The sequence below is a fragment of the Metasolibacillus fluoroglycofenilyticus genome, assembly GCF_003049645.1.
GTDB classification, from domain to species: Bacteria; Bacillota; Bacilli; order Bacillales_A; family Planococcaceae; genus Metasolibacillus; species Metasolibacillus fluoroglycofenilyticus.
The window spans coordinates 1923745-1948756 of the sequence record NZ_PYWK01000001.1 but is presented as its reverse complement, the minus strand read 5'-3'; the positions used below and the strand labels follow the sequence as shown (position 1 = coordinate 1948756).

20 protein-coding genes, 1 other RNA gene and 1 other annotated feature are annotated in these 25012 nt (G+C 40.1%); of the genes, 18 read left to right on the top strand and 3 right to left on the bottom strand.

Annotated features, from left to right (window positions below):
• Positions 1 to 73 precede the first annotated feature (73 nt).
• Complete coding sequence (locus tag C9J36_RS09085; protein ID WP_107942882.1) at positions 74 to 601, bottom strand: transcription repressor NadR; 528 nt, start codon at positions 599 to 601, stop codon at positions 74 to 76.
• 235 nt (positions 602 to 836) lie between these two features.
• Here C9J36_RS09085 and C9J36_RS09080 point away from each other — a divergent pair, with 235 nt between their 5' ends.
• The 8 genes from C9J36_RS09080 (at position 837) to C9J36_RS09045 (ending at position 8156) form a co-directional block, all read left to right on the top strand.
• Positions 837 to 1631 (top strand): LysM peptidoglycan-binding domain-containing protein, encoded by a 795-nt coding sequence (locus C9J36_RS09080; protein WP_107942881.1) that lies wholly within the window; start codon positions 837 to 839, stop codon positions 1629 to 1631.
• A 1-nt stretch (position 1632) separates the two neighbouring features.
• Complete coding sequence (locus tag C9J36_RS09075; protein ID WP_107942880.1) at positions 1633 to 2460, top strand: phosphotransferase; 828 nt, start codon at positions 1633 to 1635, stop codon at positions 2458 to 2460.
• Between the two features lie 234 nt (positions 2461 to 2694).
• Positions 2695 to 3315: a Holliday junction branch migration protein RuvA gene (gene ruvA, locus C9J36_RS09070; protein ID WP_107942879.1), complete on the top strand. Its 621-nt coding sequence runs from the start codon at positions 2695 to 2697 to the stop codon at positions 3313 to 3315.
• A 12-nt stretch (positions 3316 to 3327) separates the two neighbouring features.
• Entirely contained in the window at positions 3328 to 4329 is a 1002-nt protein-coding gene (gene ruvB, locus C9J36_RS09065; RefSeq protein ID WP_066162490.1) for a Holliday junction branch migration DNA helicase RuvB, read from the top strand.
• 16 nt (positions 4330 to 4345) lie between these two features.
• Positions 4346 to 5389 (top strand): tRNA preQ1(34) S-adenosylmethionine ribosyltransferase-isomerase QueA, encoded by a 1044-nt coding sequence (gene queA, locus C9J36_RS09060; RefSeq protein WP_066162492.1) that lies wholly within the window; start codon positions 4346 to 4348, stop codon positions 5387 to 5389.
• A 139-nt stretch (positions 5390 to 5528) separates the two neighbouring features.
• On the top strand, positions 5529 to 6674 hold the full coding sequence (gene tgt, locus C9J36_RS09055; RefSeq protein ID WP_066162495.1) for a tRNA guanosine(34) transglycosylase Tgt: 1146 nt from the start codon (positions 5529 to 5531) through the stop codon (positions 6672 to 6674).
• Between the two features lie 332 nt (positions 6675 to 7006).
• Positions 7007 to 7267, top strand: a complete 261-nt coding sequence (gene yajC, locus C9J36_RS09050) for a preprotein translocase subunit YajC (protein WP_066162498.1) — start codon at positions 7007 to 7009, stop codon at positions 7265 to 7267.
• A 241-nt stretch (positions 7268 to 7508) separates the two neighbouring features.
• Positions 7509 to 8156: a DUF421 domain-containing protein gene (locus tag C9J36_RS09045; protein WP_066162501.1), complete on the top strand. Its 648-nt coding sequence runs from the start codon at positions 7509 to 7511 to the stop codon at positions 8154 to 8156.
• Here C9J36_RS09045 and C9J36_RS09040 read toward each other — a convergent pair.
• The gene (locus C9J36_RS09040; protein WP_066162505.1) at positions 8130 to 9623 is read right to left on the bottom strand and encodes a putative polysaccharide biosynthesis protein; all 1494 of its coding nucleotides are present in this window, start codon (positions 9621 to 9623) and stop codon (positions 8130 to 8132) included. The genes C9J36_RS09045 and C9J36_RS09040 overlap by 27 nt on opposite strands.
• Positions 9624 to 9953: 330 nt before the next feature.
• Between C9J36_RS09040 and C9J36_RS09035 the strand changes: the two genes are divergently transcribed.
• From C9J36_RS09035 to dtd, 7 genes are all read left to right on the top strand, one after another.
• Positions 9954 to 10265: a post-transcriptional regulator gene (locus tag C9J36_RS09035; protein ID WP_066162507.1), complete on the top strand. Its 312-nt coding sequence runs from the start codon at positions 9954 to 9956 to the stop codon at positions 10263 to 10265.
• A 329-nt stretch (positions 10266 to 10594) separates the two neighbouring features.
• The gene (gene secDF / locus C9J36_RS09030; RefSeq protein WP_107942878.1) at positions 10595 to 12859 is read left to right on the top strand and encodes a protein translocase subunit SecDF; all 2265 of its coding nucleotides are present in this window, start codon (positions 10595 to 10597) and stop codon (positions 12857 to 12859) included.
• 145 nt (positions 12860 to 13004) lie between these two features.
• Positions 13005 to 13361 (top strand): LapA family protein, encoded by a 357-nt coding sequence (locus tag C9J36_RS09025; RefSeq protein ID WP_066162512.1) that lies wholly within the window; start codon positions 13005 to 13007, stop codon positions 13359 to 13361.
• A gap of 109 nt (positions 13362 to 13470) precedes the next feature.
• On the top strand, positions 13471 to 15795 hold the full coding sequence (recJ, locus tag C9J36_RS09020; RefSeq protein ID WP_107942877.1) for a single-stranded-DNA-specific exonuclease RecJ: 2325 nt from the start codon (positions 13471 to 13473) through the stop codon (positions 15793 to 15795).
• Between the two features lie 13 nt (positions 15796 to 15808).
• Positions 15809 to 16321 carry an adenine phosphoribosyltransferase gene (locus C9J36_RS09015; RefSeq protein WP_066162520.1) on the top strand — a complete coding sequence of 171 codons (513 nt, stop codon included), beginning with the start codon at positions 15809 to 15811 and terminating at the stop codon, positions 16319 to 16321.
• A 183-nt stretch (positions 16322 to 16504) separates the two neighbouring features.
• Positions 16505 to 18697, top strand: coding sequence for a RelA/SpoT family protein (locus C9J36_RS09010; protein WP_066162522.1), 2193 nt, complete (start codon positions 16505 to 16507; stop codon positions 18695 to 18697).
• A gap of 21 nt (positions 18698 to 18718) precedes the next feature.
• Complete coding sequence (gene dtd / locus C9J36_RS09005) at positions 18719 to 19159, top strand: D-aminoacyl-tRNA deacylase (RefSeq protein WP_066162525.1); 441 nt, start codon at positions 18719 to 18721, stop codon at positions 19157 to 19159.
• A gap of 117 nt (positions 19160 to 19276) precedes the next feature.
• Here dtd and C9J36_RS09000 read toward each other — a convergent pair whose 3' ends face one another.
• Positions 19277 to 20830, bottom strand: coding sequence for an N-acetylmuramoyl-L-alanine amidase family protein (locus tag C9J36_RS09000; protein ID WP_107942876.1), 1554 nt, complete (start codon positions 20828 to 20830; stop codon positions 19277 to 19279).
• Between the two features lie 206 nt (positions 20831 to 21036).
• Positions 21037 to 21278, top strand: a binding site (T-box leader).
• Between the two features lie 83 nt (positions 21279 to 21361).
• Between C9J36_RS09000 and hisS the strand changes: the two genes are divergently transcribed.
• From hisS to ssrS, 3 genes are all read left to right on the top strand, one after another.
• Positions 21362 to 22630, top strand: coding sequence for a histidine--tRNA ligase (gene hisS, locus C9J36_RS08995; RefSeq protein ID WP_066162531.1), 1269 nt, complete (start codon positions 21362 to 21364; stop codon positions 22628 to 22630).
• Between the two features lie 17 nt (positions 22631 to 22647).
• A complete protein-coding gene (aspS, locus tag C9J36_RS08990; protein WP_107942875.1) occupies positions 22648 to 24423 on the top strand; it encodes an aspartate--tRNA ligase in 1776 nt (591 codons plus the stop codon).
• 340 nt (positions 24424 to 24763) lie between these two features.
• Positions 24764 to 24959: non-coding RNA, 6S RNA (gene ssrS / locus C9J36_RS08985), on the top strand.
• Positions 24960 to 25012: the final 53 nt, after the last annotated feature.

Here is a 25012-nt window from a genome sequence, read left to right as displayed (position 1 = left end):
TACAATCTTTACTTTAAGCTAATTTTACCATATTTAGTTAGATGTAGCATTGGTTTTAAACAAAGGATAGCACCTAGTTTTCAACTAAATAGCCTTTGTCACGCAACCGTTCTTCTGCTAAATTCAGTAAGTCTTCAGCAGGTGCGCTAATCATATGCATATGTGTTCCATCTGTTAAAATGGATAAATAATTAGCTTTTGTATCCTTAACACGCTTAACGAAGGCATCTACTTCAGGGCGATTAGATACCATGATGGAGGCGGTAATTTCACCATATACAGCATGCTCAACAATCACATTGTTAATCGTCACGCCACAATCGACTATTGTGTACATTTCATCTAATGCATTTTCGGCGCTATGCGTACAAACAATTTTTCGTTCAATATGTGCTGCTTTTTCTAAAGGCATATATAAATAACCTTGGCTCGTCGCAATAATTGGCTCATTGCGTGCTTTTAATAAATTCATATCATTAACAATCACTTGACGTGATACATTCGCATGCTTTGCTAAATCCGTACCAGTAATTGGTTTCCCAGCTACCTTTAATAATGATAACAGCTCATAGCGACGTTCTTCACCTAACATTTTTTTCATGCAATCACCTCCAATAATTTAATCATTCTTCAGCGAAATTTAATAGAGGAACTGACAATGTACGCGTGTAAAACAGTACTTGTTTTTTGGTCGGCTTGAAAAACCGAGGTGTAATAGATGTATATAAACAATTTGTCCTAACATAGTGTAACACGAGAGCATCTAGATGTGCCTAAAAGATTTGTGTCCATTTTTTTATTTCCACATATGATAAAGCGAGAAAAGGAGGATGCCCATGCGAGTTCATATTGTCCAAAAAGGCGATACACTATGGAAAATTGCCAAACAATATAGTATCGGCTTTGAGGAGCTAAAACGCTTAAATGCTCATTTAGCAAATCCAGATTACATCGTACCGGGAATGGAAATTTACTTACCAGACGGTCATCACGTAAAGGAAAAGCCGAAAGAGCAGATAAAGGAAAGGGTGGAGAGTCCGCGACAAAATATGCCGTTACCAACACCAGCACCACCAAAAATTGAACAGCCAATGATGCCGCCGATACAGTGGCAGCCACAACAGCCTGTATGGCCAGAGTTTAATTTATATATGCCGTGGCATATAGATATGACACAAATGCAATCAATGCCGCCGCAGCTACAACAACCGATGATGCCAATGCCAGAAATGCAACAGCCTATCATGCCACCACCACAAGCTCAACCGCCGATGATGCCGATGCCAGAAGCTCAGCAACCGATGATGCCACCGCAACAAATGCATCCACAAATGATGCCACAACCGATGCCATTTCCACCAATGTGCATGCCACCAATGCCGATGATGTGCTGCTGTCCGATGCCTACGCCATATGACATGATGATGTATCCGCAGATGCAGTCATTCCCGAATATGCCGCAGCAACAACTTGCTGCTGAAATGGAACAGCAAGCTTCCCCGATGATGGAACAAGAAATGCGCAATGAAAACTTTTATGAACAAATGAACCAGCCTTGCCCATGTACACAGCAACCACAAATGATGCCTTTACCATGTCAGCCAATGCCTTGTCCACCATGGCACTATTAATATGTATATTAAGCACAATTGCTGGAAATGGCAAACGGCATCCGGCACATTCTTTGTCAAAAAATATGAGGATAGCTTAATCGAAAAAAAAGTAAAAAATATTCATCATAAATTAACAGCAATTGCTTTTCCATATCATATTCCGGTTGTTAATACCAATGACGGGGTTGTCATTCAAAAATGGCATGAAGGCCGTAGCGCACGCTTTGACCAGAAGGAAGAGCGGTTAGCGGCAGTTGACTGCTTGCAAGCTCTTCATGAAACAAAAAATGATATTAATTGGCAGCTTGAACCTCTCCCGCGTCAGCAGCTACAACGCAAATGGCGAGCAAGATTTGAACGATTTTTAATGAATGAAAAAGAGCTTTCGTATTATTTAGATAAAGATTACAACAGCATTGCCCACACGGCATATAAAGGCTTAAGTAATATGTCTGCAGTGCCTTTACAAACAGAAGGGGCAACTTTGCTACATGGGGATGTTGTGCACCATAATTTTTTGAAAACAGCTAAAGGAATTGTATTAATTGATTTTGATTTAGCTGTGTTAGGCTCGCCTATTGATGAAATGGTTTTATGGCTACATCGTGCATTACCGAATGTCGACTATGATTTATCGTTGCTTCTACAAGAGCATCCTTATACAGCAATTTGTATGCCGCAACTATCACATATATATTATCCAAATGAATTGCTGCGTGAATGGCTGTATATTTTACAATTAGAAGAGAAGGAGCGCGAGCCTTTTCTAGATTATTTAATTCCCTTTACTAGAAAAGCATTACAGCATTGGCCGAGGCTAATCAAACAAATTGAGTACCATTCATAAAGTGTGTGGGGCGTCTAAAAAGGCTGTGGGGGCTTTGGGACAGTTTCATTTAAAAGTAGCTTAATTCAATGTTTCCAAATATATTAAAATAAGCTATCAATTTTTTAAAATAACTGTTATTTTAATAAAACCCGAACAAAACGTCCGAAAAGCAGTGCTCCGCACGCTTTTTGGACGCCTCTCTCTCTAGCTCACTTTGTGCTATAATGAATGCATGATTGTGAGGGATGAAAGATGTACGATTATTTAAAAGGTCAGGTGACGCGTATTACACCTGAATATATCGTCGTAGAGCAGCAAGGAATAGGCTGGCGATTATTTACACCAAATCCATATGCCTTTCAAAAAACGACAGTAGAACAACAGATTTTTTTACATATGCATGTACGTGAGGATGCACAGCTCCTTTATGGATTTACGAGCTTAGATCAGCGTGAGCTCTTTCGGAAATTAATTCAAGTATCAGGAATCGGACCAAAAGGTGCGCTAGCGATTTTAGCGACTGGGAATCCAGCGCAAGTTATTCAAGCGATTGAAATGGAGGACGAGTCTTTTTTAATCAAATTCCCGGGGGTTGGCAAAAAAACAGCACGCCAAATGATTTTAGATTTAAAGGGCAAGCTGGGTGCATTATTAGAGCAAGTCGAGCTGCCAAGTGCAGAGGAGGAGCTACCGTTATTTGGCGTCAATCCGTATAAGCATGAGTTAGAAGAGGCATTATTAGCTTTAACAGCGCTCGGTTATGCGGAACGTGAGTTAGCTAAGGTACAACCGCAGCTTGAAGCAGATGAAACATTAACGACGACGGATGCTTATATGAAGCAAGCGTTAAAGCTGCTATTGAAATTAAAATAGGAGGACGAGGGCATGTCAGATCGAGTGATTTCGAGCGAAGCGAATGCGGCAGAGGAACAACTCGAGTATTCTTTACGTCCACAGTCGCTTGCGCAATATATTGGGCAACATCAAGTAAAGGATAACTTGAAAATTTTCATAGAAGCAGCAAAGCAGCGTCAGGAATGCTTAGACCATGTGCTTCTATATGGTCCTCCAGGGCTAGGTAAAACGACGTTAGCAACTGTTATAGCGAATGAAATGGGTGTACAAGTCCGTATGACGAGTGGACCAGCTATTGAACGACCGGGGGATTTAGCGGCTATTGTTAGCAGCCTAGAGCCTGGAGATGTATTATTTATAGATGAAATTCATCGTCTGCCACGCGCAATTGAGGAAGTACTCTATCCCGCAATGGAGGATTTTTGTTTGGATATCGTTGTAGGCAAAGGGCCAGAAGCCCGCTCTATTCGTCTAGAATTGCCACCATTTACGTTAGTAGGTGCAACAACGCGGGCTGGAGCATTATCCGCACCGTTGCGAGACCGCTTTGGGGTGCTACTGCGCCTAGAGTTTTATGATGAGGAATCATTAGCAAAAATCGTGATACGAAGCGGGCAATTGTTTGGGGTAGAGATGGATGAAACAGCAGCATATGAAATAGCTCGTCGCTCAAGAGGTACACCGCGTATCGCCAATCGCCTATTAAAACGTGTGCGCGATTATGCACAGGTTATAGGGAACGGACAAATTTCATTAGTACTTGCACAGCAAGCACTTGAGCTATTGCAAGTAGACCCACTTGGCTTAGATCATATCGACCATAAATTATTAATGGCGATGCTAGAGCGCTTTCGCGGAGGTCCAGTCGGCTTAGATACACTAGCGGCATCGATTGGTGAGGAGCGTGTGACGATAGAGGACGTTTATGAACCATATTTATTGCAAATCGGCTTCGTGCAGCGCACACCTAGAGGGCGTATTGCCACAGCATTAGCATACGAGCATTTTGGCATAACGCCACAACAATCTTAAGTAAAGGGACGTTTTTATGAAAGTAGAAGATTTTGATTTTTATTTACCAGAGCAATTAATCGCCCAAACGCCATTATTAGACCGTACAGCGAGTCGTCTGTTAGTTGTTAACCCCCATTCAAAAGAGCTTGAGCATCACCAATTTGCTCATATTTTAGAAGAGCTCCAAGCAGGTGATTGCCTTGTGTTAAATGATACCCGTGTATTACCTGCTCGTTTAATTGGTGTAAAAGAAGATACGGGTGCTAATATTGAAATACTATTATTAAAGCAAACAAATGAGGATGAATGGGAGACGTTAGTAAAGCCTGCCAAGCGTGTGAAAATTGGTACTGTCATTACATTTGGTGAAGGTTTATTGCACGCGGAATGTGTTGCCGAGCTAGAGCACGGTGGACGCCTATTTCAATTCCAATATGAAGGCATTTTTTACGAAATTTTGGAGCGTTTAGGTGAAATGCCTTTGCCGCCATATATTCGTGAAAAGCTTGATAATCAAGAGCGCTATCAAACAGTCTACGCAAAGGAGCGTGGTTCGGCAGCTGCTCCGACAGCAGGACTGCATTTTACAGAGCAATTGTTAGAGGCAATACGTGCGAAAGGAGTAGAAATTGCCTTCGTTACATTGCATGTAGGCTTGGGGACATTTAGACCAGTAAGTGTGGAATCGATTGAAGACCACGATATGCATGCAGAGTTCTACAGTATATCAGAGCAAACAGCCAGCATCATTAATCGCACAAAAGCAAATGGCGGAAATATCATTGCAGTAGGCACAACCTCTACACGTACTTTAGAAACTGTCGCTTCTAAAAATAATGGGAAAATTATCGCTGAGCAAGGCTGGACGTCCATTTTCATTTATCCAGGCTATGAATTTAAAGCAGTGGACGGGCTTATTACGAATTTTCATTTACCGAAATCTACACTTGTTATGCTTGTTAGTGCTTTAGCGAGTAAAGATAGCATTTTACATGCATATAAAGAGGCGGTAGAAGAAAATTACCGCTTCTTTAGCTTCGGTGATGCAATGTTTATTCGACCAAAAGTGAAACCATAGTAGTAAGGAAGAGCTTAGCGTTTTGTAAAATTGCTATTTACTTAATAGCACGTTACAATAATTTGTTGTGCGTAATACTTTTCGCATAGATGAATTCGAGGTACTGTTTATACCTTTAGAAATGAGAGGGATTTTGTTCATGACACAACCAGCTATACGCTATGAATTAATTAAAACATGTAAGCAAACAGGAGCGCGCTTAGGTATCGTGCATACACCACACGGCTCATTTGAAACGCCTACATTTATGCCAGTTGGGACACAAGCGACTGTAAAAGCAATGTCGCCGGAAGAGTTAAAAGAAATGAATGCAGGCATTATTTTATCTAACACTTATCATTTATGGCTTCGACCAGGTCATGATATTGTAAAAGAAGCAGGTGGACTTCATAAATTTATGAACTGGGATCGCCCAATATTAACAGATTCAGGTGGCTTCCAAGTATTCTCTTTAAGCAAATTCCGTAAAATTGAAGAGGAAGGCGTTTATTTCCGTAATCATTTGAATGGGGATAAGCTTTTTTTAAGCCCTGAAAAAGCGATGGAAATTCAAAATGATTTAGGTTCAGATATTATGATGGCTTTCGATGAGTGTCCACCATATCCAGCAACATATGATTATATGCTAAAATCTGTAGACCGTACTACGCGTTGGGCAAAACGCTGTAAGGAGGCACATCAGCGTCCTGAGGAGCAAGGTTTATTCGGCATCATCCAAGGTGGTGAATATGAGGAATTGCGTCGTCGCTCAGCGGAAGCTTTAGTAGAGCTAGATTTCCCAGGCTATGCAATCGGTGGTTTGTCGGTAGGGGAGCCTAAAGAAGTGATGAACCGCGTATTAGACTTTACCGCACCCTTAATGCCTGAAAATAAACCTCGCTATTTAATGGGGGTTGGCTCACCAGATTCGCTCATTGATGGAGCGATTCGTGGTATTGATATGTTTGACTGTGTATTGCCAACAAGAATTGCGCGTAATGGTACATTAATGACATCAGAAGGTCGCATGGTCATTAAAAATGCCAAATTCGCTCGTGACTTCCGCCCGATTGATGAAAATTGTGATTGCTATACATGTAAAAATTATACACGTGCTTATGTGCGTCATTTATTGCGTACAGAGGAGACATTTGGCTTACGTTTAACTTCATATCATAATTTACGCTTTTTAATTAAATTAATGGAAGATGTTCGCCAAGCCATTCGCGAAGACCGCTTAGGAGACTTTAAAGAAGAATTTTTTGAAAAATATGGCTATAATTTGCCGGATGCTAAAAACTTTTAACATCTTCCAGCAATGTTTTGTACCGAAAGCTTAGCGGCAGGTACAAAAATCTCACATCTATATTGGTGGCGAGATGAATGTGAGTATAAGACCAATTTCAATGGTTGTCGAAACACTCGCTGAATCATAGGAACTCAGTCTAAGAATATCGCATCCAGCAGGTATCAGGGATGCTTGCACAATTCAAAATCCCCACGCAATTACGCTAAGGCATAATTGATTTAGCTAGAAAAATAGTTGAAAATTTAAGAAAAAAAGCGTTTTCTAATCGCTTTTTTATAGTAATGTATAATATACTTAAGAAGTGAGATTTTGAAAGGGGGATAAGCCTAATGGAAACACTATATTCTTTTGCACCAATTATTATTATGTTCGTTGCAATGTGGTTTATTTTAATCCGTCCAGCACAAAAAAGACAAAAAGCGACGGCGGAAATGCAAAACAATATTAAACGCGGTGACCGTGTAGTAACGATTGGCGGCTTACATGGTGAAGTAGACGCGATTGAAGATACAGCAGTATATTTACTCATTGCGGATAATGTACGTGTGAAATTTGAAAGACAAGCAATTGGTCGTGTTCTAGTAGACTAAATGTGTAAAAGAGATTAGGAAAGTAGATGAATGCTACTTCTGCCTAATCTCTTTTTGTTTGATTAAGCGGATATCAATATTTTGCGGGCAAATCAAAGCTTTTGAACTAGGAAATGGGTATTTGAAAAGTATATACGTATTTGAGGTATATCAAAAGTGAACTAACTGCTTTCATTTTACAAAAACATTTTGTATGAAAAACCCTCATTTTGCTCACAATGAACAAAAAGAGGGGCTACGTATGGAAGAGTACTTATTAATTATAGCGCGGACGTTTTTTCTATATTTTCTTGTACTGTTCGTCTTTCGAGTAATGGGCAAGCGTGAACTAGGTGAGTTAAGCATTTTAGATGTTGCCGTTTACGTCTTAATTGCTGAAGTAGCTGCTTTAGCATTAGAAGATGTCGAAAAACCCTTTCTAAAATCGGTTTTACCAATACTATTGCTTTTTGCAATTCAATATATTAATGCTATTTTTATTTTAAAAAATAAACGTTTGCGCGATGTGATTGACGGAGACCCTACAATTGTTGTAAGAGATGGTGTTATTTTAGAAAACGCGATGGTCAAGCAACGCTATAATTTAGATGATTTATTTCAGCAAATGCGTGAACAGGGCATTAGCTCCGTACAATCGATTTCTTTTGCATTTTTAGAGCAGTCAGGTAAGCTGTCAATTTATATGAAAGATGGTCCTGCTTTTGTTTTACCCATTATTGTCGATGGTTATTTAGATGGAAAGCATCTACGTTTAATTGGTAAAACAGAAGAATGGCTAGAAGATGAGTTGCGTGCTCAAGGAATCTACTCGGTCAAGCGTGTTTTTTATGCCTGCTATGAAGATGGTAAATTACATGTACAGCTAAAGTCTCGAAAAAATAGCTCGTAAATAGCGTAAATCCTGCCAGCGAATTTGATTTGTGATAATAAGTAATAACGTAATAAATACTAATGTGATAGCATTATCAATCCAAAAATGACCTGTGAAATGAACGAATGATTGCACAAGGCATACGATGATAAACGTCACATAAGGTACGACAAAAATTTGAAATCCTACACCGATTCGTGGATGCTGTCGCAATGTTGCGATATGTAAAAATGATGTAATAAGTACACCAAAGCCAATCGCAATGATTGCTCCTTTTTCCTGAATAAATGGCTGCGAGGCAAGGGCAAATAAAATAAAGAGCTTTGCCAAGCCACCATAGACCGAGTTCATCATGGCTGCACGCGCCTCGTCAACAGCTTGTAAAATAGAATGAAGTGGGCTTTGCACATAATAAAAATAAAAAATGGGTGCTAATATTTTCATAAAACCGCGATTTTCCTCTAAATGAAACAGCTTCATTGCAAGCTCATCTCCGTAAATAAAAAAGTAAGTGGCGGCAAAGCAGCCAATAATGGATGAGAGCCGCAGCGATACTTCAACCCGCTCGGATAATACTTTTGTATTATTGCGAGCCATCGCATCGCTAACAGCTGGAATTAGTACAATTGCTAAAGCATTAGGGATGAATGAAGGAAATAGCAATAATGGAATATGCACACCTGAAATAACTCCGTACAAAGTTGTTGCTGCGGATGCGGCAAGTCCAGAAACGGTTAAAGCCTTTAAAAAAATAATCGGCTCCAAAAACCATGTAAATGTGCCGAACATTTTACTTCCTGCTGAAGGCAAAGCAATGCGAAATAGCGGTGCGGCAGGATAGCTTGTAGCCTTTGTGTTGTATTTTTGCTTAGTATAGTGGAATGCTAAAAATAATAATGAAAAAATTTCTCCAAGCAATGTAATAAACATTGCACCAGCAGCGGTAATACTTGCGTCAGCCGTGACGAAATACGGCAATAGTAACATGACGAGCGCTATGCGCAAAACTTGCTCTAATAGCTGAGCCCAAGCAGTTGGTGTGATTTTGGCTAAACCTTGCAAGTATGCTTTAATTAAACTTGCATAAACGACGATGGGAACAGTAATTAGCGACACCTTTAAAGTAAGGGCGATTGCTTCGTTTTGTAATAATGTGCGTGCGAGCCATGGCAGTGATAAATAAAGAGGTGGTAATAATAATAAAATGGCAATCGTAGAAATAAAAATGGCCTTTGCCATAACAGCTTGTACATCTTCAGTGCGCTTTTTTGCACGAAGCTCCGCCGTCAGTTTAGCGACAGCAATTGGCAAGCCGAGCTGAGCAATCGCAATAAAAAAAATAAATGTCGGATAAGCGGTCATATAAATACCGACAGCTTCTTCTCCAGCAATACGCATAAATTGCATTCGATAAATGAAGCCTAAGCATTTTGAAAGAAAAATGACAAATATTAAAAACATCGTACCTTTTATAAATGATGCCACTGCGCCAATCCCTTCTCATCTTATCTTTTTTGATATACACTATTTGTATGCATGAGCAGTAGTGATTACAACTTTAACTTCTATCAGCTAGTGTCCAGCCAGCCGCTAATAGAGAGGAACTCAGTCTAAGAGCGCCACCACACGCGCAACGACTGGGTGACCAACAGCCTGTTGGGGGATGTCACAGATTTTGAAAAAAGGCCTGCGCGATGCAGGTAGTTAACCGTTATTACGCGATGTGACGGTTTTAGGTTAACTTCCACCACCGAGCTCGAAATAATCTGGACGAGAGTTAGCCGAGGCGAAATTGATAACAGGGGTGAGCAGATTATGGCGATTCGTTATAAACAGCTTTTTGACCATGTGTACGTTGTATTACAAAGTAAAGTAGAAGAGTTTCATTTTCTTCAATATCAAGCGCTGTCAGAGGAAGAGCTTTGGAATTATTGTGTTGACCGAAAATGGCGTAAAAAAGAGATTGAAAGCCTATCAATTTCTGAAGTTGTTGCAACCGTTTTTGATTTAACGCCGTCAGAAGTATTAAATTATCATCGTTTTGTGTCCCACCAAGCACTAGATTTACAAAGTGAGCTAGCTGCTGTGCTATTTAATGTGGAAAATGTGAATACAAAAATAGAATAAAATAACACTTCTATTACTTCTTTATTTTTGCTGCAAAAGAATGCTAGCTAGGCAATCTGCTATTCAATTCATTTTTGAACGCATTCAATTTGATGCTTTGTTTTTAAATAGAGGTCTGCTGTGCCTGTGAATAAAGGGGAAAATCCTCTATTCAATATTTGACAGCTAGCTAATCGTGTTTCATAATAAGCATATTGTGTGTATTCGTTTTTTAGAATGGGTTTTGTTGGCCGCTTAAGTGGGCCGCTACATAAGTGAACGGAGAATATAGCGCATAAGCGCTTTTTCTCATGCACAAATTCGTGCGTCAAGTTAGAGGAGGATTTACAATGAAATTAGTAAACCGTATTATTACCTTTACGCTGATTGTTCTATTACTATTTACAGGTATGGGTACGACGGTTCAAGGAGTTTTAGACAAAGTAAAACTCGGCTTGGATTTACAAGGTGGTTTTGAAGTATTATACGAGGTTGAAACATTAGACGGTTCGAAGGTGACGCCAAGTGTTTTAGCGGATACAAACGCGGCATTAAACCGACGTGTAAACGCATTTGGTGTAAGTGAGCCTTCCATTGCAATTGAGGGAGAAAATCGTATTCGTGTGCAGCTAGCAGGTTTAGACGACCAATCATCGGCTCGAGAGCTACTATCAAGCACGGCGAATTTAACATTCCGTGACGTAGACGATAATCTACTGCTCGATGGAACGGATTTAAAAGAGGGTGGGGCAAATGCCACTTTTGATGACCGAAATCAACCGATTGTTACATTAACATTAAAGGACGCGACAAAATTTGCCGAGGCAACACAGCATGTTTTAGACATGGGGCCTGGGAAAAACCTACTTGTCGTATGGTTAGATTTTGAAGAAGGTGTGGACTCTTACGCTGCTGAAGCTGGTAAAGAGGAGCCGAAATTTGCTTCTGCTGCCTCAGTAAGTCAAGTGTTAAATACAACAAATGTAATGATTCAGGGAAGTTTCACAGTAGAGGAAACAAAGTCTCTTGCCTCTGTATTGAATTCAGGTTCTTTGCCTGTTAAATTAACTGAAATTTATTCGACTTCAGTTGGTGCGCAATTCGGTGAGCAAGCACTAACGAGCACTGTATTTGCTGGCGTTATAGGGGTACTGATTATTTTTGTATTCATGCTACTATACTACCGCCTACCAGGAATTATTGCCATAATTACATTAACAGTGTTTACGTACTTAGTTCTTGTTGTTTTCAACGGCATTAATGCGGTACTGACATTACCCGGTATTGCAGCGGTCGTATTAGGAATCGGTATGGCAGTCGATGCGAATATTTTAACAGCCGAGCGCATTCGTGAGGAATTGCGTGTAGGTCATAGTGCAAAAGAAGCGTTTAAGCTTGGTTCAAAGCAATCTTTATCGGCTATTGTCGATGCGCAATTAACAACATTGCTTGTGGCGATTGTATTATTCTATTTTGGTACAAGCTCTGTAAAAGGTTTTGCGACAACATTAATTATTACAATTTTACTAAGCTTCGTAACGGCTGTTTGGGGCTCGCGTATGCTACTTGGTTTACTTGTCAACAGCGGTTATTTCGATAATCCTGTTTGGTATGGTATTGCAAAATCGAAGCAACATAAATTAGAGGAAGGCTTAAAGGCGCTTGATTTAACGACGAAATTCGATCGTTTAGATTTTGTAGGTCATCGCCGTAAATTCTATGCTTTCTCCTTGATTATTTTAGTTGTGGGAGTAGTCATCATCGGCATTTTCCGCTTAAATTTAGGTATTGATTTTTTAAGTGGTACACGTGTGGAAATTTTAGCAGACCGTGAGCTTGTACAAGAGGAAATGATAGACTATTTAGAGGGAATGGGCTTCACAAGTGAAGATGTAATTATTTCTGGTGAAGAGAAGAACATCGCTGTTGCACGTTATAAAGATGAATTTTCTCAGCAGGAAATTTTAGATTTAAAGGCACAGGTAAAGGCAGACTTTAATCATGAGCCTAGCGTGAGTGCCGTTTCTTCAACGGTAGGGGAGGAACTGGTGAAAAACGCGATTAAGGCACTAGTTATTTCAGCGATTGGTATTATTATTTATGTAGCCATTCGCTTTGAATGGCGTATGGGTGTCGGCACAATCATTTCATTATTGCATGATGTATTCTTTATTGTGGCGATTTTCAGTTTACTGCGATTAGAAGTTGAAATTACATTCGTCGCTGCAGTATTGACAATCGTTGGTTATTCGATTAACGATACGATTGTTACGTTTGACCGTATTCGTGAAAACGTTAATCATCAGGAGAAAATTACTACAAAAGAAGAACTTGCGAATATTGTAAATAAATCATTGCGTCAAACGATGGGACGTTCTGTGAATACAGTATTAACGGTTATTATCGTAGTTGTTGCCCTTATTTTCTTAGGTGCACCATCTATTCAAAACTTCTCAATCGCGCTATTAATTGGTCTTGTTACAGGTATGTATTCGTCCATTTGTATCGCTGCACAAATTTGGTATTCATTAAAAGTACGTGAAATGTCGAAAACTGGTGGCGGTGTCGTGAAAAAAGAGAAAAAACAATGGGGTACAGACGAACCAGTTGTTTAAATTAAAATGAGGCTGCCTAACTAGGTAGCCTCATTTTGCATATGCAATGAAGGCTCCATTTTCGTTTCTCTTTTTCTTTGATTTACTCAAGCTCAAATACACGATAAAATATAGCTAGACATAAAAAATAGGGAGGCGTTTATTGATGAAAACACAATGGACATTATTAATCGGCTTAGTTTTTGCTATTATTATCGCAATATTTGCTGTTGTAAACGTAGACCAAGTACCAGTGAATTATATTTTCGGTGAAGCCCATTGGCCACTTATATTAGTTATTTTAGGCTCAGCTTTTATTGGTGCGGTTAGTTCAATATCTTTTATTGCCTTTAATTTATTTCGTATGAATCGTCAAATTAAGCATTTAGCGAAAGATTTACAGCAAAGAGATGAAAAAATCGGGCAATTAGAGCAGGAGTTAACTACTAAAAACGAACAATTAGTCGTACAGCAAACGAAGTTGCTAAATAACACACAAGAAAGCTTGCAAGAGGAAAAGTGATAAATGTAAAAGGAAAGGCTGTTTGAAAAGTGGTGCGCTAGCCTGCTTTCTAAACAGCCTTTTTTTCTTGAATACTGTTATAATAATATCGTTAAAGGAAGTGAATGACATGATAAGTATGAATAAAAAATGGATTATCCAGCACCCTAATGAGCAAAGTGTGCAACATTTGCAGCAACAATTAAAGCTTTCGCCAATCGCAGCCAAAATTTTAGTAGCACGGGGCTGTCAAACGGTTGAGCAGGCACAAAAAATATTAACAATGGATGAACAAGCACTACATGACCCGTTTTTATTACATAATATGGACAAAGCAGTGAAGCGGATTGAGCAAGCTCTTGAAGCAGGAGAAAAAGTGTTAATTTATGGAGATTATGATGCGGACGGCATTACGAGCACAGCCATTATGCTCCATACTTTATTAGACTTAGGGGCAGATGTGGATTTTGTTATCCCCAACCGCTTTACGCATGGCTATGGTCCGCACGAGCAATTATTTCGCGATGCATATGAACAAGGGGTTCAATTAATTATTACGGTGGATAATGGCATTGGTGGGATAGGACCGATACGTCTTGCCAAGGAGCTTGGGATGGATGTAATTGTTACCGACCACCACGAGGCAGGGGAGGAGCTACCGCCAGCAGATATTATTATTCATCCACGTGTACCAGAAGGGCATTATCCTTTTGGAGAGCTTGCAGGTGCTGGAGTGGCATTTAAAATAGCACATGCATTATACGGTGAGATACCAACGCATTTATATGAGCTTGTTGCGATAGGGACGATTGCGGATTTAGTGCCTCTGGTAGATGAAAACCGTTATATTGTACAGCAGGGTATCAAATATTTACGCCAGTCTCAAAGTCCATGGGTGCAAGCTTTTTGTAAAGTAGCAAGCGCGACGCAGTCGGAAATTAATGAGGAAACAATTGGCTTTTACTTCGGCCCTCGTTTAAATGCCATTGGTCGCTTAGGAGATGCAATGCCGGGGGTGCATTTTATAATGAGCGAGGATAGTTCAACGGCAAAGGAATTAGCCGAGCTACTGAATGCTAAAAATGCTGAGCGTAAAAATATTGTTGCAATGATTACGGAGCAAGCGGAAGCAATGATTGAGGCTGATGATGAATTAAAAAATGCCCATGTTTTAGTCGTTGCACATGAAGGTTGGAATCCCGGTGTTGTTGGAATTGTTGCCTCTAGGCTCGTAGAAAAATATTACCGCCCGACAATAGTTTTATCACTTGATGCAGCAAATGGAGTGGCAAAAGGCTCAGCGCGCAGTATTGAAGGCTTCCATTTGTTCAATGAACTCGCGAAAAATAGAGATATATTGCCGCATTTTGGTGGACATCCGATGGCAGCAGGGATGACGCTAGCTATAGAACATGTTGGACAATTGCAGGAGCGCCTAAATAAGCAGGCACAAAGCTGTTTAACTGTTGAGCAACTCATACCTCAGCTAACGATAGATGTTCCTGTTGAATTAAGTGAAGTGACTGTTGAGGCGATTGAGGAAATTCAGCAGCTAGGTCCTTTCGGTGTCGATTTTGCGAAGCCTGTTTTTGCACTTGAACAAGTGAAAGTAAGTGCTATGCGGAAAATTGGAGCGAATGAAAATCATTTAAAATTAGAACTAGACGATGGTTATTGTACAATCGATGCCATTGGTTTTAATAAAGGCTATTTATTTAATGATATATCCTACGGTGTTGCACTATCCTTTGTCGGTGATTTGCAAATTAATGAATGGCAAAATCGTAAAAAGCCACAGTTTATGGTACAGGATGTGCAATCAAATGAATGGCAATTATTTGATTTGCGTGGTAAAAAGCAGGCGGTGAGTTGGGTGTCAACCATTCCGAAAGAAGAGACGCTATTTGTTGTTTTCGACGAGCAGCTTGTGCCGCATTTTGAACAGCAGCTACAATTGCCTGTAACGCTTGCAGAGCACGTAGAAAAGAGTGATAAGCGCTATGTTGCGGTGCTTGATTTACCTCCTAGTGAAGTGCATTTTACAAAAATGCTGCAAAGGGTGCAGCCACAGCGCATTTATGCTCATTTTTATACAGCCACCTCACATTATTTTAGCGGCATGCCGACACGTCAGCATTTTAGCTGGTATTATAGCTTTTTAAAGAAACGCCCAAGCTTTTCTTTGCAGCAGCATATCGAGCCACTAGCGCAGCATATTGGGTTAAATGTGGATGTAATTAATTTTATGACAAAGGTGTTTTTTGAGCTAGGATTTGTTACAATAGAGGGTGGTCTGACGACAGTTGTAGAAAATGCGCCAAAACAGGCGTTAGAAGAGGCTCCGTCATACAAGGTACGTTCAGCACAAATACAGTTAGAGCAAAAGCTACTATACGCTACTTATAGTGAGCTGAAGCAGTGGTTAGATAAGCAAATGATGCAAGTGGATTCCTAAGGAGGAGTAATAAATGGATTTAAAGCAATACGTAACAACGGTAGAGAATTGGCCGAAGGAAGGAATTAGTTTTAAAGATATTACAACAATTATGGACAACGGTCAAGCCTACAAATATGCAACAGATCAAATTGTTACATATGCGAAAGAGCTCGGCGCAGAAATTATTGTAGGTCCAGAAGCGCGCGGCTTTATTATTGGCTGCCCAGTAGCCTATGCGCTAGAAATCGGCTTTGCCCCTGTTCGTAAGCCAGGTAAATTACCACGTGAAGTAGTGAGCGTTGATTATGGCTTAGAATATGGCAAAGATACGTTAACAATGCACCGCGATGCGATTAAACCAGGACAAAAAGTAATGATTTGTGATGATTTATTAGCAACCGGTGGAACGATAGAGGCGACAATTCGCTTAGTCAAAGAACTAGGTGGAATTGTAGTCGGATGCGCATTTTTAATTGAGCTGTCTGACTTGAATGGACGCGACAAAATCGGTAACTACCCAATTAAAACATTAATTCAATATTAAGAATAAGGCTGTGTGAAAGATAGGCGAATGCGTCACTTTTCACACAGTCATTGTTGTTTTTTGAAACATTTAACCACTTTTACGACAACTAAATGATAACGTGTCTTTACAACATATACATATTTTTTATAAAATTGAGTTTATACATGAATCGTGAAAATATAGGGACAAGGTGGATATGCAATGGCGAAAGAACAAATTTTAGCGCCCGAAGATGTTTTCGAGCTCGTTAAATCATATATGAATAATGAACACGTTGACTTTGTAAAGAAGGCGTATGAGGTTGCGAAGGAAGCGCATAAAGAGCAGTTTCGTAGCTCAGGTGAACCATACATTATTCACCCTGTACAAGTAGCAGGAATATTAGCTGAGCTACAAATGGACCCGGCGACGGTAGCGGCAGGCTTTTTGCACGATGTCGTAGAAGATACTGCATTGACTCGTGAGGATATAGTGCGTGAATTTAATGAGGAAGTAGCAATGCTTGTAGATGGTGTAACAAAGCTAGGAAAAATTAAATATATGTCGAAGGAAGAGCAGCAGGCTGAAAATCATCGTAAAATGTTTGTCGCGATGGCACAGGATATTCGCGTTATTTTAATTAAACTAGCAGACCGCCTACATAATATGCGCACATTAAAGCATTTACCTTCGGAAAAGCAACGACGTATTTCAAATGAAACGCTTGAAATTTTTGCACCTCTCGCTCATCGTTTAGGAATTTCGACAGTGAAGTGGGAGTTAGAGGATACGGCGTTACGCTATTTGAACCCACAGCAGTATTATCGCATCGTTAGCTTAATGAAGAGGAAGCGCGATGAGCGCGAAGCATATTTGGATAATGTAATGGATGAAATTAAATCACAGCTTGATGAGATAGAAATCGATGCGGATATTTATGGACGACCAAAGCATATTTACAGCATTTATCGTAAAATGGCAATGCAAAAAAAGCAATTTAATGAGATTTATGATTTATTGGCTGTTCGTATTATGGTAGATAGCATTAAAGACTGTTATGCGGTGCTTGGCATTGTTCATACACTTTGGAAGCCGATGCCAGGTCGCTTTAAAGACTATATTGCAATGCCAAAGCAAAACCTATATCAATCCTTGCATACGACTGTTATCGGGCCATATGGCGACCCTTTAGAAGTGCAAATTCGTACGAAAGATATGCATAAAATTGCTGAATATGGGATTGCGGCGCACTGGGCCTATAAAGAAGGGAAGGCAGTGGAACGCAGCAAGGAAAGCATCGACCAAAAACTGAGCTGGTTCCGTGAAATTTTAGAATTCCAAAATGAATCATCCAACGCTGAGGAGTTTATGGAATCATTAAAATTTGATTTATTTTCGGATATGGTTTATGTCTTTACACCAAAGGGCGATGTAATTGAATTGCCAGCGGGCTCTGTGCCTATAGATTTTGCTTACCGTGTGCACTCAGAAGTCGGCAATAAAACAATTGGGGCTAAAGTCAATGGCAAGATGGTTCCGCTCGATACACCGCTAAAAACGGGGGATATTATTGAGGTGCTTACATCTAAGCAATCATTTGGACCTAGCCGTGACTGGATTAAAATTGCTCAAAGTTCGCAGGCGAAAAACAAAATTAAACAATATTTTAAGAAAAATCTGCGTGAAGATAGCGTAATTAAAGGGAAAGAGCTAATTGAAAAAGAAATTAAGGCGCAAGAATTTGAGGCTAAAGAGGTTTTAACTCAGGAAAACATTAAGCGCGTAATTGAAAAATTCAACTATACGCATGAGGAAGACTTGTATGCGGCTATCGGTGTAGGAGGAATAACCGCACAGCAAGTAGTAAATCGCCTAGCGGAAAAAATGCGCAAAGAGCGTGAGCAAGAGGAAGCGCTCGAAAAAATTGTGAAGGAAATGCAAAAGCCTAAGCCAAAGCGCACAACAGAATCGGGTGTCGCTGTAAAAGGCATTGATAATTTACTTATTCGTCTATCACGCTGCTGTACACCTGTCCCAGGCGATGAGATTGTCGGCTTCATTACGAAAGGGCGCGGTGTTTCTGTGCATAGAGCAGACTGTCCAAATATTCAAGATGACGACAAAGAGCGTTTAATCGCTGTTGAATGGGAAGTAGGAACAGCAACAGAGCGCAAACAATATCCTGTTGATATTGAAATTTCAGCATATGACCGTCATGGTATTTTAAATGATGTTATGCAAGTGGTGAGCGAATCTAAAACGAATATTTTAGCAGTTGCTGGACGCGCCGATAGAGAAAAAATGGCAACCTTGCAGCTAACAATTGCAATTACAAATATCGGAGAATTAACTAAAGTAGTCGAAAAAATTAAGCAATTACCTGATGTTTATTCGGTGCAACGTGTTATTAACTAAAGTAGTAAAAGAGGTAATCCTATGAAAGTCGTGCTCCAACGAGCGAAAAATGCTTCCGTTACAGTGAATGGTACGATAACGGGAGCAATTGATAAAGGCTATGTCTTACTAGTCGGTATTACACATGCAGATACGCTAGAAGATGTTCAATACGTAGCGAAAAAAGTGGCAGAATTACGTCTTTATGAAGATGAAAACGGCAAAATGAACCATTCGATTTTAGAAGTTGGTGGAGCTATTTTATCCATTTCACAATTTACCTTGTATGCCGACGTGAAAAGGGGACGCCGTCCAAGCTTTACAGATGCGGCACGTCCTGATTTTGCGCAAACGCTCTGGCAAGCATTTAACAAAGAGCTAGGCACATATGGTCTACAAGTAGAAACAGGTATTTTTGGGGCAATGATGGATGTTTCCTTAATTAATGATGGACCTGTGACGATTATTGTGGAATCGAAGTGAGGAAAGGGACTTTCTAAAAAGTAACTTTTAAAAGAACATGGATTTTTTCTAAATCATAAATACCTTCATAAAAATGCAAAAAACTAGTAAGGAAAGCATGCTCTCCTTACTAGTTTTTTATTGATTGAAATAATTTAATAAGCCTTGGTAAATACCGAGTGTTGCTTGTTCACGGTAATAGTCAGTTGTAATAACCGCTTCTTCAGCAGCATTGCTTAAATAGCCAAGCTCAATTAATATCGCATTTTGACGATTTTCTCGTAGCACGAGGAAGTTGCCAAATTGTGCACCACGACTGCGCAAGTTAACCGTCCCTTCAAGTCCTTGCTGAATAGCCTCGGCAAGCCCTTTATTCGTGTCGCCGTAATAATAGGTAGTAAAGCCTGTAACAGAGCTTATTTCATTTGCATCGTAGTGAAGGCTAATAAAGGCATCGGCATTTGCTTGATGACCAACAGCTATACGTTTACGTAAATCAACGAAAACATCTGCCTCACGAGTGAGTTCAACATTTGCCCCTGCTGCTCGTAATTTTGATTTTAGCAGCTCAGCCGTTTGCAATGTTAGTCCTTTTTCATATGTGCCACGAACGCCTGTCGTTCCGGGATCGTTGCCGCCATGTCCAGGATCGATGACGATTGTCAGCCCCTGCAATGTTCCGTTTTTGCGATTTTTTTGACTCGCAGTAGTAATTGCTTCACTTTGAGAGGCAGAGACTACCCAATTTGCCACATAGGCCTCTTTTTCACCAACCGCAATTTTATACCATTCCCCTTCCTTAGCGATAATGCTATATTGTTGTCCCGCGTCTGCACGCTGAACAACAGCTGAAGAGGTGGAGGCTTGCTCTCGTAAGTTAGTTCCATTATAAATAATTGTGACATTTTCTGTAACAGGTTTTAGCGGATCAGTAGGCGCATCTTGCTGGACAGTAAATGTCCCATAAAAACTATAAATCCAACCTGATTTTTTCTTTGAGTATTGGATTTCCACCCAATTATTTTTTCTACTTAATACTTTGTATTGCTGGTCTTTTGTTGCCACACCTAATATTTTGGATGTTGTGCTAGCTTTTTTTCGGACATTGACTGTATCCACTACAATTGTAAATGTATTCGGGTCATTTTCTAATGTTTCGATAGATGTTTCTTCTTGTTGTTCCTCCGCTACGGTAGCTTGCTGTTTTTCATTGACCGTAATATACAATGTGGAAACCCAGCCGATAACATTTCCATATTGGATTTGTACCCATTCCTCCTGCTGTTGAAGTAGCTGTGTCTCAGCACCTAAGGGAAGCTGGGTTAGCACTGTTGAGGATAAGGAGGGCTCTGCGCGTACATTCAGCTTGTCCACTTGTGAAATAACAATTTGCTGCTCTGACTTGTCCTGTTCAGTCGCTGTTGTTGGTTTGATGAGCCACTTAGCTACCCAGCCTTCTTTATTATTGACTTTTACATGCATCCAATCACCTTGCTGTCGAGTGGAAGAAAGTAACTGACCCTCTTTTAGTGTTTCTAAAATAGGATAGGAAAGGCCGGGACCTTCGCGTAAATATAAAATTTCAGCATTCACTATGTAATCGTCTTGCGCTGCTTTTGCGCTGTGCACCGTGGGCAGCATCGTTAAAATGAGCATGGCACAAATTGTCCATATGCTAAATGTTTTTTTCATTATTTTACTCCTTTCAAAATTGTTTATCCTGTCTGAATTGATAATCGTATGCATCCAGTTTTAACATATATATTGGTCATATAACTAGTGGTGAGCACCACATTATTAATATTGTAAAAGCATTACGATATGAAAATCTATAGTTTTTTTGAAAATAGTTGACAAGACCTGTATACATCATTATGATAAAGTATAAATTCAAAAACAAATCGCCATCGACCAAGCAAGTAGCAATAACTAGGGCTGACACAGAGAAGGAAAAACATCGGCTGCAATTTTTCCTACAGTACGTTCATTGCGAATAACACTTGAGAGGCTTTTTCTCGAAATGCTTATGCATAGTAGGGAAAAACGGAATCGGCCGTTATCCGAATTTCGAGAGGGTGTAATCTAATTATGCCAACTAGGGTGGAACCGCGGAACTGATGAATCAGCTTTCGTCCCTTGCAAAATATGCAGGGGACGAGGGCTTTTTTTATTTTGATTCAAGTAAAACAGCGTGCAAGAAGTAAGAGGAAAGGGGAGCTTATCATGAGCTTTAAAGTACCTAGAGGAACGCAAGATATTTTGCCAGAACAATCGGAGAAATGGCAGCTAATTGAAGAAAAAATTCGCGAATTATGTCGTGTTTATCGGTATAACGAAATTCGCACACCAATGTTTGAGTCAACTGAGTTATTCCAACGCGGTGTCGGTGATACGACAGATATTGTACAAAAAGAAATGTATACATTTGATGATCGTGGAGGGCGCTCTTTAACACTTCGACCTGAAGGGACGGCTTCGGCAGTACGTGCCTATGTTGAGCATAAAATGTTTGGACAGCCAGACCAACCCGTGAAACTATCCTATATGGGGCCGATGTTCCGCTATGAACGTCAGCAAGCAGGGCGCTATCGTCAATTCGTACAATTTGGTGTAGAGGCAATCGGTTCAGCCGACCCAGCAATTGATGCAGAGGTTATTGCATTAGCGATGGACGTCTATAGCACACTTGGCTTAAAGGATTTAAAGCTTGTTTTGAACTCGCTAGGTGATAAAGAAACGCGCGATGCACACCGCGCGGCATTAATTGGACACTTCGAGCCAAGCATTGGAGAGTTTTGCTCAGACTGTCAAAAACGCTTAGAAAAAAATCCGCTTCGCATTTTAGATTGTAAAGTTGACGCAGGGCATCCGTTAATGGTATCAGCACCAGCATTAACAGATTATTTAACAGAAGATTCAGCAGTCTATTTTGCCAAAGTGAAAATGTATTTAGATACGCTAGGAATTGCGTATGAAATTGATCCAAATTTAGTGCGCGGGCTTGATTATTATAATCACACAGCATTTGAAATTATGTCGACAGCATCTGGCTTTGGTGCTATTACAACACTTTGCGGTGGCGGGCGCTATAACGGTTTAGTGGAGGATATCGGTGGACCAGATATGCCAGGCATTGGCTTTGCACTTTCGATTGAGCGTTTATTATTAGCGCTTGAAGCAGAGGGGATTGAGCTAAACGTGAATAATAAGCTAGATGTATTTGTTGTTGCTATTGATGCTGAGGCAAAGGTCAAGGCAGCAGAATTAATTAGCTCTTTCCGCGCAAAAGGTATCTCGGCAGATATGGATTACATTGATCGCAAGATGAAGGCACAAATGAAGGCAGCAGACCGTTTAGGTGCAAAGTATGTGCTTGTTTTAGGAGAGATGGAGCTTGCGGAGGCAGCGGTGAATGTCAAAACGATGGAAACAGGCGACCAGCAAAAAGTTGCATTCCATGATTTAGTGAACTATCTTTTAGAGCAAAAATAATGTTGGAGGAATAAATAATGGCACAAAGAACACATGCTTGTGGTGAGGTATATGAGCAGCACCACGGTCAAGAAATAGTATTAAAAGGGTGGGTACAAAAAAGACGCGATCTAGGTGGGTTGATTTTCGTTGATATGCGTGACCGCACAGGGATTGTCCAAGTTGTATTTGGCGATGAGGCTCCCGAAGCACTTGCAATTGCAGAAAAGATTCGTAGCGAATTTGTGATTGAGGTAACAGGAAAAGTTGTACTTCGCCAGGAGGGACAAATTAATCAAAATATTAAAACAGGTAAAATTGAAGTGATTGCTTCTTCCTTAACAATTATTAATGAAGCAAAAACACCTCCTTTTGCAATTGATGATAAAACGGAAATTTCAGAGGACTTACGCTTAAAATATCGCTATTTAGATTTACGCCGACCTGTAATGTTCGATACATTTAAAATGCGCTCAGATGTAACGCGTACAATTCGTAACTTTTTACAAAATGAAGGCTTTTTAGAAGTAGAAACGCCGATTTTAACAAAATCTACACCAGAAGGCGCACGTGACTATTTAGTTCCTTCTCGCGTGCACGAAGGTGAATTTTATGCGTTACCACAGTCGCCACAATTATTTAAACAATTATTAATGGTGTCGGGGTTTGAGAAGTACTTCCAAATTGCGCGTTGCTTCCGTGATGAAGATTTACGTGCGGACCGTCAACCAGAATTTACGCAAGTCGATATTGAAACATCCTTCATGACGATGGATGAAATTATTGCCATGAACGAGCGCTTAATTCAGCAAGTAATGCGTGATGTAAAAGGAATTGAAGTGGAAGCACCGTTCCAGCGTATGAGCTATCAGGAGGCAATGGCACGTTACGGCTCAGATAAGCCGGATGTTCGTTTCGGTCTAGAGCTACAGCAATTATCAGAGATTGTAAAAGATTCTACTTTCGGCGTATTTGCTAATGCAGTGAAGGCTGGCGGAGAAGTAAAAGCAATTAATGTAAAAGGTGCCGCTGATAACTATTCACGCAAAGATATTGATGCATTAGGTGAATTTGCTGGGCGTTACGGCGCGAAAGGTCTTGCATGGTTAAAAGTAACGACAGAAGGCTTGAACGGACCAATTGCGAAGTTCTTTGAAGGAGCTGCAGCAACAGCGATTATAGAGGCGACGAAAGCGGAGGCGGGTGACTTATTATTATTTGTAGCCGATAAAGCTTCAGTTGTAGCCGATGCGCTTGGTGCATTGCGATTAAAATTAGGCAAGGAGCTAAATTTAATCGATGAGTCAACATTCGCATTTTTATGGGTTGTTGATTGGCCATTATTCGAATATGACGAAGAGGAAGGGCGTTATTATGCAGCACATCACCCATTCACACGTCCATTTGATGAAGATATCGCTTTAATGGAAACGAATCCTCAAGCGGTTCGTGCACAAGCCTATGACATAGTATTAAATGGCTATGAGCTAGGTGGTGGTTCATTGCGTATTTATGAGCGGGAACTCCAAGAAAAAATGTTTGCATTACTTGGTTTTACACAAGAGGAAGCGCATGAGCAGTTTGGTTTCTTATTAGAAGCCTTTGAATATGGAGTACCTCCACATGGTGGCTTAGCATTTGGTCTTGACCGTTTAGTGATGCTATTAGCTGGTCGCACGAACTTACGCGACACGATAGCCTTCCCAAAAACGGCATCTGCAAGCTGCTTATTAACAGACGCACCTGCACAAGTGGCTGATGCACAACTAACAGAGCTACATTTAGCAGTAACAGCTGGCAAAGAAAAAGAATAAAATAGAACACTCTTAACCTATAAAAAAGCCGAGGCTGTCTGAAAAGTACATTCTGTTTTGAAGACGCATTGAAATAAAAGTTTTCATCTCCTCTCTTTTACTGAAGGTTAACACTGCTAAAGCTAGTGTTCGTCCCACTTTCAAAAGAAACTTTCTCTATTTATATGAGTCAACACTTTTGTAAAATGTTGTCGCTACTGTCCAAAATGCCGGCTATGCACGGCTTTTTGGACAGACCCATTTTTTTATAGCTTTTAAAAGAGAGAAAGCAAAATTAGGTGAAAAGCAATATACCATTAACTTGAATATTCAGATTATTCGTGCTACAATATAATCAATACGAATCCTGAAGTGTTTGTTTTTTAGTTGTTAATCTATGTTTTGACCGAACATTAAATGAATGGGAGCCTTTATTTCACTTACGGCAAACATGCCCCCCTAACCGTAGCGGGACGTTTAATGTAGTGAAGCGGGCACCCACCTGCTAGAGAGCGGGTTCAAAACTTTAACAATATAACGGCATATTCGGGATTCGTTCTTTCTATGTCTAGTTATCTTTTTCGAAATTTATAACTTCTTTTAAAATAAT